The organism is Luoshenia tenuis (assembly GCF_014384745.1).
Lineage (GTDB): Bacteria > Bacillota > Clostridia > Christensenellales.
The window spans coordinates 134755-146752 of record NZ_JACRSO010000006.1; the positions used below are offsets into that span (position 1 = coordinate 134755).

The window sequence follows — 11998 nt, forward strand, 5'->3', positions numbered from 1 at the left end:
TTTAGAATGCAGCCTTGTGCATTTTGAAGGAGACAGCCATGAGGGAAGCGGTGCCCAAACACCAGGTTATTGAATATCTGAAAGAGGAACCTTTTTATATCGCAAACGTTCGTTTTTCTGCAGTAAATGATTATTATGCAATAAATAGTCATTGGCATGAAGAGCTGGAGATCGCCTATATTTTAGAAGGAAATCCACACCATTATATTGATGGAGAATGCATTCAATCTGAAGCCGGGAGATTGATTGTTACAAATTCGGAAAGTGTGCATCATGTGACATGCGAGTTTGAACATTCCAGGGAAGAGGCGATATCTGCAGTTGTTCTATTGATCCATAACCGTTTTATTATGGAAAATTTCCCTGAGTACGGGACACTATGGTTTACCAATAATAAAAGACAGACCAAGCCGGAGATTAGAGATATTATGCTTTGGCTTTCTGCGTATGCTGAGAAAAAGGAACACCGCCCGCAAGAATATCTTTATGTTAAGGGATTATTGCTGCAATTACTCTACTATATGTATGAAGAAGGCATAGTTTCTCGAAAAGATCAGACCGCCATTGTCAAACGTCAGAATATACAGCCGTTAAAGGACATTTTGGTTTATGTGGAAGAACACTATCAATTGCCTCTCGCTCAGGCAGATGTTGCAAATCAGTTCTACTTGTCTCAACAGTATTTTTCGCGTTATTTCAAACAATGCACAGGTATAACTTTTACAGAACATATAACGCGATATCGGTTAGAAAAAGCAATAAAAGAGTTGCGAGATACGGATAAGCGTATTGTAGATATTGCACTGGATAACGGCTTTACAGAAGAAAGGCGATTTGCCTTTGCATTTAAAAAATTCTATGGTGTATCACCTTTGCAGTACCGTAGACAATTACATGCGTCTGACAAGAAAGATGATCTTATTAAATAGCGAGATCAAAAGGAGAAAATTTAGTCGTATTCGTGCAAAAATTGGTAGGCGATGTACTTACACCATGTTTATAATGATGTTATCAGATATCGGCGTGGCGAACATCAGATAATTTATATTTTCGGATCTTTAAAAGCGACGTGGAGCATTATTAAAAAAAGGAGCTGAAGTGTATGTCTCAGATAACTGATAAGATTAGGAAACAATTTAAAGAATCAGATGATATTCGGGATGCCGGCTTAATTACGCCGGATGATATCGTCCGCTATGATGATATTGTGTATGGGGAGGATCCGACCTCACAGTCTCTGGATGTTTATCGCCCAAAAGCAGCTGTTGGAAAAGTGCTGCCCGTTATTGTCAGCGTTCACGGCGGTGGATGGGTTTATGGCGATAAAGAAAGATATCAATATTACTGCATGAATTTGGCTCAACGTGGTTTTGCCGTGGTTAACTTTACCTATCGTCTAGCGCCGGAATTCAAATATCCGAGTTCGTTGGAAGATACAAATTCAGTATTTACCTGGGTGCTGGATAATGCGCTGCAGTATGGTTTTGATGTGAAACATGTTTTTGCTGTGGGTGACTCTGCAGGCGCTCATAATTTAGGGTTATACTGTGGTATATGTACAAATGCAGATTATGCAGCAGAATACGATTTTAAGCCGCCCACGGGTTTTTCTCCTACGGCGATTGCGCTTAATTGTGGCGTTTACCGTATCACGCTGGCTGAAGGGGAACGGGATGAAACGCAAACCTTAATACAAGAATTCCTACCACAGAGGGGTTCCCCAAAAGAAATTGAATTGATTAATGTATTGAACCATGTGACCGGAAATTATCCGCCTACTTTTTTAATGACATGCACTGGCGATTTTGTTAAGGAGCAGGCACCTATTTTGGCAGCAAAGCTAGCACAGTGTGACGTACCTTTTATATACCGATACTATGGGGATACTGATCACGTACTAGGTCATGTTTTCCACTGCAATATGCGGTCCGCGGATGCAAAACTGTGCAATGACGAGGAGTGTAACTTTTTTAAAGAGTTTCTTCAAAACTAATATTAGGGCCAAGGTAAGATAAGGGATTGCCGCCCGGGCTTGTAAAAGCCTGGGCGGTTTGTGTTATGCAGGGCGCATATGCAAATGCCTTAATAGCTCCACAAGAATTTATTTAATGAACGTTTATGGGCAAATCTGGGCAGGTATACGCGCGCACTCATGGTAAACATTGAAAAATAACATTTGTTATGCTAAAATTTAAAAACATGTCCAATGCTTTTCCAAATCGGAAAAGGTGGCGGGCCGTTAATTAGTATGGAGCAATTAAGCCGCCGGGGGCCATTTATTGCACCTGCCGGCAGAAAGTTGAACAGGTACGAGATTACAACATTATGCTGTAGAGCATAAAAACGTTATGATACATGATGCTATGTTATAATAAAATGCATAAGCTATGAGGAGTAGAGAGACTCTTATGTTTTTAAAAAAGCTGGAGATATACGGTTTTAAGTCCTTTCCGGACCGGATTGAAATCCAATTTGAGCGCGGGATCACCGGGATTGTAGGGCCTAACGGCTCTGGCAAAAGTAACATTGGCGATGCGGTGCGCTGGGTGCTGGGCGAGCAGAGCGCCAAGTCCCTGCGCGGCGGCAAGATGGAAGACGTGATCTTCAGCGGGACGGAGAAGCGCAAACCCCTTGGCTATTGCGAGGTGGCACTGACCTTTGATAACGAGGACCGAGGGCTGGATATCGACTATACCGAGGTCACTATTATGCGCCGGGTCTATCGCTCTGGAGAGGGCGAGTATTTTATCAATAAAAACGCCTGCCGCTTAAAGGATATTGTGGAACTGTTCCGCGATACCGGTTCTGGCCGGGAGGGGTACTCCGTTGTAGGACAGGGCAAGGTGGACGAGATCCTTTCCGCCAAGCCGGAGGACCGCCGCCAGGTATTTGAAGAGGCGGCCGGAGTGATGAAGTATAAGGCACGCAAGGAAGAGGCGGCGCGCAAGCTGGACCACACCCAACAGAATATGGCGCGCATCGAGGATATCGTGCAGGAGCTGGAGATCCAGATCGGCCCGCTAAAAGAACAGAGTGAAACGGCAAGGGTCTATTTAGAGCTGCGCGACCAGCTGCGATTGGCTGATCTGAACGCGTTTTTGCTGCAGAACGAGCGGCTGACAGAGCGTATCTCCGGCTACGAACAGAGCCTGCAGGATATGGGAAACCAGGCCGAGGCCCAGGGTGAGGAAGAGGCCCAGGTCAGCGCCCAGCGGGGCGTGCTGCAAGAGGAACTACACGCGCTGGAAGCGCAGCTGGATGCGCTGCACGCTAAAAGCGCCCAGGCTGGCACAGAGCTGGAGCGTACCGAAGGCGAACAGCGGCTGGAGGCGGAAAAAGAAGAGCATCTGCGGGCCGAAATGCGGCGCGTTGAGAACAAGCGCGCGGAGGATGCGCAGCTGCTACAAAACCTGAGGGAGCAGACGGCGGGCAACCGCTCCGCCGTCGAGGTGCGGGAAAAGGAGATCCTCCGCTTAAAGGGCGAGTGGCAGGCACTGGAGGAAAAGATCGGCCAGGCGGACCGGCAGATCGGGGAGAAGGAGGGCGAGATCGAAGCCTCCAAGGCCCGGGTGATCGATACGCTGAACCGCCTTTCGGATATCCGTAGCCGAAAAACACACTTGACGGCATTGCAGCAAAACGCTAAGAACCGCATAGCGGAAATGGAGCGCGAAGGCGAAAGCGCCGCCCAGCAGCAGCATACCTTTGCCGATGAATTGGCGCAGGCGCGCCAGCAGGGCCAAGCGCTGCTGGCGGATAAAGCCGCTTATACTGAAAGAATAGAAAAAAATGCGGCCCAGAGCCAAGCGCTGGAGGGGCAGCAGGCCCAGGCGCAAAACGAGGTGCGCCGCAGCGAGGCGGATTGGCAGAGCCTGCGTTCCCGCATCGAGCTGCTTATGCAGATGAAGCGGGAGCATGAGGGTTTTCAACCCAGCGTGCGCAGTATTCTAAGCGCCTGCGCCAAGAATGAGGCGCTGGGCCAGTGCATCTGTGGCGTGGTAGCGGAGCTGATGCACGTGCCAGCCAGAATCGAGCGGGCAATTGAAATGGTCCTGGGCCCCGCGCTGCAAAACATCGTTACTCCGGACGAGCAGGCCGCCAAAAAGATGATCGAATACCTAAAGCGCACACAGACCGGCCGGGCGACCTTTTTACCGGTCAGCTCTATGGTGCCGCGCACCCTGAACCCGCGGGAGCGCCAGACGCTTTCACAGCCGGGCTGTATTGGAGTTGCCAGCGAGCTGGTCAGCTTTGATGGACGGTACCGCAATGTAATGGAATACCTGCTGGGGCGCACCGTGGTGGTGGAGAATATGGAGGCTGGCATTGCACTTTCCAAAGTCAACCGTTCGGCTTTCCGCATCGTGACGCTGGACGGCGACCTGTTTAATGCCGGCGGATCGATGACAGGCGGCAGCTTCCGCGGCAAGGCGACCGGTATTTTGAGCCGGGCGCGAGAGTTGGAAGAGGGCAAGGGCAAGCTGGATGCGCTTAAAAATGAGATCCTTCAAAAGCGCGAGCGGGTGGCACAACTGCAGCAGCAGAGCGAAGCGCTATCGCAGGAGAGCTTGGCGTTGCGCGCTGACCTGAACGCGCTGGAAGTGGATATTGCCCGGGAAAACGAACGCTGCAGCATCCTGGCCCAGAACCGGCAGGAGAGGGCTAACCAGGCGGCCCGCTTCCGCCAGGAGGCGGCGCAGTTGGGCGAGACATTGCTGGATATCGAAAGCGAACTGGCGCAAATCGCCCAGATGGAGCAGAATATCGAAGGCAACACTTCCTCCTCTCAAGAGGATATGACCCAGACGCAGGAGCAGCTTAGCGCCCTGCGCCAGGACCGGGCGGCGTTGCAGGAGCAGTCCACGGCGCTGCAGGTGCAGCTGGCAGCCTGGGAGAAGGAGTACCATGCCGATGTGCGGGATATCGACCGCATTGGGCGGGATATCGCGCGGCTGGAAACCGAGGTGGCCCGGGCAGAGGAAGATGTGGCGCGCATGCAGCGCGAATTGCTGGACGCCAGAGGCCGGCAGGAAAAGTTAAAGGACGAACTGGCAGTTGAGCGCGGAGCGATGGATGCACTGCAGGCGGAGCTGGGCGAAAAGCAGGCCCTGCGCACACAAAAGCAAGAGCGCGCCGCAACCCTGGAGGCCAGGCGGGAACAACTGCAAAGCGAGCAGGCCGCCGTGCTGGAGCGCCAGCACCGCATCGACGTACAAAAAACGCGCGCGGAGCTGGAGATGGAAAACCTGCAAAAGCGCATTTGGGATGAGTATGGTTTGACCTATGGCACCGCGCAGGAATACCGCCGGGAGGGGATGAGCCTGGCGCAGTGCAACAACCAGGCGGGCGAGCTGAGGGGCCGCATCCGAGAGCTGGGCGACGTCAACGTCAACGCCATTGAAGATTATAAGCAGGTATCCCAGCGCTATGAGTTTATGAATGCCCAGCTACAGGACCTTCAGGCGGCTAAAGAGGATCTGATCGGCATCATCGAGGAGCTGCAAAAAAAGATGGCCGTGCAGTTTAAGGAGCGCTTCGCCATCATTAATGAGAACTTTAAGGAGATCTTTTCGCAGCTGTTTGGCGGCGGACAGGCCGAACTGCGGCTGCTGGATGAAGAGAACCTGCTGGAGTGCGGTATCGAAGTCGTAGCCCAGCCGCCGGGCAAAAAGCTGCAGATGCTCTCGCTGCTTTCGGGCGGGGAAAAGGCGCTGACGGCTATTGCGATTCTCTTTGCCATGCTGCGGCTCAAACCCACGCCGTTTTGCATTCTCGACGAGATCGAGGCGGCGCTAGACGAGGCCAACGTGGTGCATTTTGCCCAGTTCCTGCACGAGTACGCGCATAAAACGCAGTTCGTGGTCATTACCCACCGCAAGGGCACCATGGAGGCGGCGGACGCGCTTTACGGCATCGCAATGGAGGAAAAGGGCGTATCCCGCATGCTCAGCGTGCGGATGGAACCGGCCGGCGAGGCGGCTGTATAGGACTAAAGAGGGGAGGAACGACCTGTGGCAGAATCCAAAGGACTATTTTCGCGCCTAAAACAGGCGTTGACCAAAACGCGGGATAATTTTTCACAGCGCGTGGAGGAGCTGATCTCCTATTACCGGGAGATCGACGACGAATTTTTTGAGGAGCTGACCGATCTGCTGATCGCGGCGGATGTGGGGGTGAGCACCTCGCTCAAGATCATTGAGGAGCTTAAAGCTAAGGTAAAGGCGCAAAAGATCGGCGATCCGGAGAAAGTGAAGGGCCTTTTGCGCGAGATCATCATCGAACTGCTGGGCGACGAGCCGGTAGGGCTGGATCAGCACAGCGGCCCGCAGATTCTGCTGGTGGTAGGCGTCAACGGCGTAGGCAAGACCACGGCGATCGGCAAGCTGGCCAATAAATACACCCGGGAAGGCAAAAAGGTACTGTTGGCGGCGGCCGATACCTTTCGCGCGGCGGCGGCAGAGCAGCTGGCCGTATGGGCCCAGCGGGCGGGCGTGTCCTTGATCCGTCATCAGGAGGGGGCGGACCCTGCGGCGGTGGTTTATGATGCGCTGGAGGCGGCCAAGGCCCGCGGAACCGAGCTGCTGATCATCGATACCGCAGGGCGGCTGCATAACAAGAAAAACCTGATGGAGGAGCTGCGCAAGATCAACCGGGTGATCGAACGAGGCTATCCGGAGGCGGACTATACCGCGTATTTGGTGCTGGACGCGACTACGGGGCAAAACGCGGTGCAGCAGGCCAAGGTGTTTAGCGAAGTAGCCAAGCTGGATGGCATCATCCTCACCAAGCTGGACGGCAGCGCACGGGGCGGCGTGGTACTGGCCATCCGCAGCGAATTAGGGCTTCCGGTCTGCTTTGTGGGCGTGGGCGAGGGGATCGACGATCTGCAGCCCTTTGACCCTAGGGGATTTGCCGAGGCATTGTTCTAAAATTTGCTTGACAGCTTGCGGAAAAACGCTATAATAGGACTGTAAAGGTTTTAACCTTTACAGTCTTTTGCTTAGAATGAGGAGATGCGATGGAACAACGGTTGCGTGTCTCATTATTATTGCAGTTATACGGCGCTTTTTTAACCGAGCGCCAGCGCACGGCCCTGGAGCTGCATTACGACCAGGATTTTTCTCTGGCTGAAGTGGCAGAGCTTTCGGGCATCAGCCGCCAGGGTGTGTATGACGCCATCCACAGGGGAGAGAACCTGTTGGAAGATGCGGAAAAACGCCTGGGGCTGCTGGGCCGCGTGCTGGATATCCGCCAACGGCTAACGGCGCTGGACGAGGCGGTGGAAAGCATACCGCAGACGGCGCAAAGCGCGCAGGCACTGCGCGCGGTTAAGGCGCAGTTAAAGGATTGGATGGACGTTTGGGAGGCGGAATATGGCCTTTGAGGGTTTGAGTGAAAAACTTCAAAATGTAATGAAAAAGCTCTCCGGCCGGGGAAAGCTCAGCGAGGCGGACGTCAAAGCGGCGATGCGCGAGGTGCGGCTGGCCCTGCTGGAGGCGGATGTAAACTATCTGGTCGTTAAAGACTTTGTTAAAAAGGTTTCCGAGCGCGCGGTGGGCGGCGAAGTGCTCTCCAGCCTTACGCCGGGGCAGCAGGTCATTAAGATCGTTAACGAAGAGCTCACGGCGCTGATGGGCAAAACGCAGGCCCGCATCAATTATGCTTCCGCGCCGCCAACGGTAATCATGCTGGTCGGCCTGCAGGGCGCAGGTAAGACCACGATGGCGGCCAAGCTGGGGTTAAACCTGAAAAAGCAGGGAAAAAAGCCCCTGATCGCCGCTTGCGACGTGTACCGCCCCGCGGCGATCGATCAGTTGAAGATCGTGGCCGAGAAGGCTGGCGTGCCGGTATTTGAGCAGGGACAGGGCCAGCCGGTAAAGATCGCCCAGGGCGCCAAGGCGGAGTGCCAGCGCCTGCTATATGATACGCTGATCATCGATACCGCCGGCCGGCTGCAGATCGACCAGGCGATGATGGACGAGGTCAAGGCGATTCGCCAGGCGGTAGGCGTGCATGAGGTCATGCTGGTGCTGGACGCCATGACGGGCCAGGAGGCCGTAAACGTCGCCTCTTCGTTCAACGAGCAGGTGGGCGTGGATAGCGTTATTTTGACCAAGCTGGACGGCGACACCCGGGGCGGCGCGGCGCTGTCTTTGCGCGCGGTGACGGGCAAACCCATCAAATTCTGCGGCGTGGGAGAAAAGCTGGAAGATTTTGAGCCTTTTTATCCCGACCGGATGGCCAACCGCATCTTGGGCATGGGCGATATGCTCTCCCTTATCGAACAGGCGCAGGCTAACTTCGATGAGGAACAGGCTATTAAAATGGAGAAAAAGCTGCGCACCCAGCAGTTTGACCTGGAGGATTTTCTGGAGCAGTTCCAGCAGGTCAGAAAGATGGGCGGCGTGGCGGATCTGATCAAAAAACTGCCGGGAGGCCTTGCCAACAAGGTTAATGCGGATGATGTGGACGAGCGGCAGATGTACCGTATGGAGGCTATCATCCGCTCGATGACGCCGCAGGAGCGCCGCCAGCCCGAGATACTGGGCGCCAGCCGCAAAAAGCGTATTGCCGCGGGCAGCGGCTGCACGGTGCAGCAGGTCAACCAGCTGCTCAAGCAGTTTGACGGGATCAAAAAGATGATGAAGCAGTTCGGCGGGATGGGCGGCAAGCGCCGCAAGTTCCGCGGGCTTCCGTTTTAACGCGTTTCTAAAGCAGGCATTGCTTTTGGATAAAGAACATTTATTTTTTGGAGGAATGAATCATGGTTAAAATTCGTTTGAGCAGGATGGGCGCAAAAAAGGCTCCTTTCTATCGCATTGTGGTTGCGGATTCCCGCTCCCCGCGCGATGGCCGCAACATTGAAGATATCGGCTACTACAATCCGCTGGTCGAGCCGGTTGAGATCAAGATCGACAGCGAAAAGGCTACCCAGTGGCTGAAAAACGGCGCGCAGCCCACGCAGACCGTGCGCACGCTGCTCAAGAAAGCCGGCGTAATTGAATAAGACGGGCGCGCTTTACAAGCGGCCGTAGGAATGGGGGATGAGCATGACAGAATTGGTTCGTTATATTGCGCAGTCCCTGGTGGATCATCCGGAGCAGGTGGACGTGCGGGAAGTGGAAAACGAGACCAGCGTCGTCATCGAACTCCGGGTTGCGCCGGAAGATACCGGTAAAATCATCGGGAAACAGGGACGGATCGCCAAGGCCATCCGCGCTGTTGTCAAGGCGGCTACCGTCAAGGAAAAAAAGCGCGTATTGGTAGAGATTATCTAAAGGGACGGGGCTGCAAAAGGGCCCCGTCTTTTTATTACGAAGTAGCAGGCTAGTGTAAATAGAAAGAATAAACTTTATTACTCGCGCACGCAGGCGCATATTATCCTGCTATTTTTTATAAAGGAGATAGGCAATGCAGCAATACATGGTAGTAGGGCAGGTGCTAAAGCCCCAGGGCATCAAAGGCGAGCTGAAGGTGCGCCCCATAACCGACGATCCCGACCGGTTTTACGACCTGAAAGAGGTGCGCATAGCGCAGGGGAAGGATTACGCGGTCTATCCGGTGCAGGGCGTGCGGGTGCATGAGGGGTTTTGCTATCTGCGCCTGGCGGGCGTGGAGGATCGGAACGCCGCGGAGGCCCTGCGCGATCAGCTGCTCTATATCGACCGTTCGCAGGCGGTCAAGCTGCCGGAGGGGCGCTATTTTATCTGCGATCTGGAGGGTTGCCAGGTCGTAGACGAAACGGGTACGGCCATCGGCGTGCTGGATGAGGTGATCCAGACCGGCGCCAACGATGTGTATATGATCAAGGGCAAGAAGCAGGCCTATATGCTGCCGGCGCTCAAAACGCTGATCCTCGCAGTGGACATCGAAAAAGGAATGATCACCGTGCGCAGGGAAGGGCTGATGGAGGTGGACGCCGGTGCGTATTGACGTGCTGACCCTATTCCCGGAGATGTTTTCGCCGGTGATGGACGCCAGCATCTTGGGCCGCGCGCAGAAGAACGGGCTTTTGACCGTGGCGTTGCACGATATCCGCACCTTTAGCCAGGATAAGCATAAACGGGTGGATGATTACCCCTTTGGCGGAGGCGCGGGCATGGTGATGACCCCTCAGCCCTTGATGGACGCCATTGCCCATGCGGCCGGGGAGGGGCCCTGTAAAAGGATTTATCTGACCCCGCAGGGGCGCCCCTTTACCCAGCGCGTGGCAGAAGAACTGGCGCAGCAGGAGCACTTGGTGCTGGTGTGCGGGCACTATGAGGGTATCGATCAGCGGGTGATCGATACCTGCATCGACGATGAAATTTCCATTGGCGATTTTGTGCTCACCGGCGGCGAACTGGGCGCTATGGTGCTGATCGATTGCGTGTCGCGTTTGGTTCAAGGGGTACTGGGCAGCGAGGCATCGGCGCAGGATGAGAGCTTTTCGGCTGCGGGCCTGCTGGAGTATCCCCAATACACCCGCCCGGCGGAATACCGCGGCCTTGGGGTGCCAGCGGTGCTGCTTTCCGGCGACGCGACTAAAATTGAAGCCTGGCGGCGTGAAAAGGCCATTGAAAAAACGGCGCGCATGCGGCCGGACCTGCTGGAAAAGGCGGAGTTAACGCCAAAAGAGCAGGCTTTAGCCGCGCGCACGCGCACGGGACCTGCTAATATCGAGATCAGAGCGGCCGCGGCGCAGGATAGCGCCGCCCTTGTAGCCTTGCAGCAGTACTGCTATTATCCCCTGGCGCTTAGGCTTGGCAAAATGGAGATCGCACCCGTTGCTGAAAGCCAAGAGGCGTTTGCTGCGCATCTTCTGGATGCAGAGCAGATATGCCTGGCGGCGTTTGACGGCGCAAGGCCTGTGGGCGGCATTTTGGCACGGAATGGAGCGGAAGAGGTGCAGATTTTGCGTTTGTTTGTACACCCGGATTACCGCTTGCGGGGGATCGCCAGCACCCTGCTGCAAAGGATAGAGGAGCGGGCGGGCAAAGCGTCCTGTAAAGCCTTTATTCCCATAGAGGAGCAGCGGGATACGTTGGCCTTTTTTAAGCGCTGCGGCTTTCACCCCGTGGGCAAGGCACAGTATTGTGGCCTGCCTGCCCGGGTGCTGTTTAAGGGTGAAAGGCGGCAAAAGGGCATAAAATAAGGCTTGCCAACCCTTAATTTAGTATGGTATAATTATCGCTGTGATTACGGGCGGTCCGCTGCTGCGATAAGTTGATGCGGCATGAACGTCTATGAGGGAAGGAGGAAAATCCATGGATCCGATCATTCAGGCTCTGGAAAAAGAGCAGCTTCGCAGTGATCTTCCCGCCATTCGCGTAGGCGATACGCTGCGTGTCTTCGTAAAGGTTATCGAAGGTTCGCGCGAGCGTCTGCAGGCGTTTGAGGGCGTCGTTATCGCGAAAAAGAACAGCAGCGCGCGTGAAACTTTCACCATGCGCCGCGTCTCTTACGGCGTAGGGGTAGAGCGTACTTTCCCGGTACATAGCCCCAAAATCGACCATATCGAGAAGATTCGTTCCGGTAAGGTTCGCCGTGCCAAGCTGTATTACCTGCGTGGGCGTTCTGGTAAGGCTGCCCGCTTGAAGGAAATCCAGTAAAGGTTATTTTCCAAGTGGAACTAAAGGCACAAGCGTTAGCGCTTGTGCCTTTTTTATGTTTGCTAAAAATCTTTTTCTTTATGGGATTTTAAACCGCGCTTCGTCATTCCTTTTACCTTTTTTATATCTTTTCGCCTATGCTAAGGAATGTAAGGAGGCGCAGGAGAGATGACGACAGCGGCGCTAACGCTTAAAGCCAAAAGACATAAAAGCAAACGATTGACTGTGGCCCGCATGATGGACCGGCTCTACTTCCGCCACCCCATGCTGTGCTATGGCGCAATGGCTTTGCTTGTTCCGCTCTTTGTACTGGCTGCGGTGGCTCTTCTCACGGTCGTGCTGGCACTGCCGTTTATGTGGATGGCCGGAGCGATATAAACGGGCCTTAAATAATGCCGCAGCACCTT

At 54.3% G+C, this 11998-nt stretch carries 12 protein-coding genes and 1 pseudogene; all 13 read left to right on the forward strand.

Annotation, left to right across the window (positions count from 1 at the left end; genetic code table 11):
• The first annotated feature begins 38 nt into the window (after nt 1-38).
• The 13 genes and pseudogenes from H8699_RS12050 to H8699_RS12110 all read left to right on the forward strand — a co-directional run bounded on the left by H8699_RS12050 (nt 39) and on the right by H8699_RS12110 (nt 11969).
• Nucleotides 39-929 (forward strand): AraC family transcriptional regulator, encoded by an 891-nt coding sequence (locus H8699_RS12050; RefSeq protein ID WP_249285898.1) that lies wholly within the window; start codon nt 39-41, stop codon nt 927-929.
• A gap of 173 nt (nt 930-1102) precedes the next feature.
• On the forward strand, nt 1103-1993 hold the full coding sequence (locus H8699_RS12055) for an alpha/beta hydrolase (protein ID WP_249285899.1): 891 nt from the start codon (nt 1103-1105) through the stop codon (nt 1991-1993).
• Nucleotides 1994-2408: 415 nt separating this feature from the next.
• On the forward strand, nt 2409-5987 hold the full coding sequence (smc, locus tag H8699_RS12060; RefSeq protein WP_249285900.1) for a chromosome segregation protein SMC: 3579 nt from the start codon (nt 2409-2411) through the stop codon (nt 5985-5987).
• Nucleotides 5988-6011: 24 nt separating this feature from the next.
• Nucleotides 6012-6929, forward strand: a complete 918-nt coding sequence (gene ftsY, locus H8699_RS12065; RefSeq protein ID WP_249285901.1) for a signal recognition particle-docking protein FtsY — start codon at nt 6012-6014, stop codon at nt 6927-6929.
• Between the two features lie 89 nt (nt 6930-7018).
• Nucleotides 7019-7384, forward strand: a complete 366-nt coding sequence (locus tag H8699_RS12070; RefSeq protein WP_249285902.1) for a YlxM family DNA-binding protein — start codon at nt 7019-7021, stop codon at nt 7382-7384.
• On the forward strand, nt 7374-8702 hold the full coding sequence (gene ffh, locus H8699_RS12075) for a signal recognition particle protein (RefSeq protein WP_249285903.1): 1329 nt from the start codon (nt 7374-7376) through the stop codon (nt 8700-8702). Before H8699_RS12070 ends, ffh begins: the two co-directional genes overlap by 11 nt.
• A 59-nt stretch (nt 8703-8761) precedes the next feature.
• Nucleotides 8762-9007 (forward strand): 30S ribosomal protein S16, encoded by a 246-nt coding sequence (gene rpsP, locus H8699_RS12080; RefSeq protein ID WP_138295750.1) that lies wholly within the window; start codon nt 8762-8764, stop codon nt 9005-9007.
• Nucleotides 9008-9050: 43 nt separating this feature from the next.
• Entirely contained in the window at nt 9051-9278 is a 228-nt protein-coding gene (locus H8699_RS12085; RefSeq protein WP_138295752.1) for a KH domain-containing protein, read from the forward strand.
• Between the two features lie 133 nt (nt 9279-9411).
• Entirely contained in the window at nt 9412-9933 is a 522-nt protein-coding gene (gene rimM / locus H8699_RS12090) for a ribosome maturation factor RimM (RefSeq protein WP_249285904.1), read from the forward strand.
• Nucleotides 9923-10621: pseudogene (gene trmD / locus H8699_RS12615) on the forward strand (tRNA (guanosine(37)-N1)-methyltransferase TrmD); the annotation flags it as partial. The gene rimM and the pseudogene trmD, both read left to right, overlap by 11 nt.
• A 129-nt stretch (nt 10622-10750) precedes the next feature.
• Nucleotides 10751-11134 carry a GNAT family N-acetyltransferase gene (locus H8699_RS12620; protein WP_249285947.1) on the forward strand — a complete coding sequence of 128 codons (384 nt, stop codon included), beginning with the start codon at nt 10751-10753 and terminating at the stop codon, nt 11132-11134.
• Between the two features lie 112 nt (nt 11135-11246).
• Nucleotides 11247-11591 (forward strand): 50S ribosomal protein L19, encoded by a 345-nt coding sequence (gene rplS / locus H8699_RS12105; protein ID WP_138295756.1) that lies wholly within the window; start codon nt 11247-11249, stop codon nt 11589-11591.
• Nucleotides 11592-11759: 168 nt separating this feature from the next.
• Entirely contained in the window at nt 11760-11969 is a 210-nt protein-coding gene (locus tag H8699_RS12110; protein ID WP_249285905.1) for a hypothetical protein, read from the forward strand.
• The last annotated feature ends 29 nt before the right edge of the window (nt 11970-11998 follow it).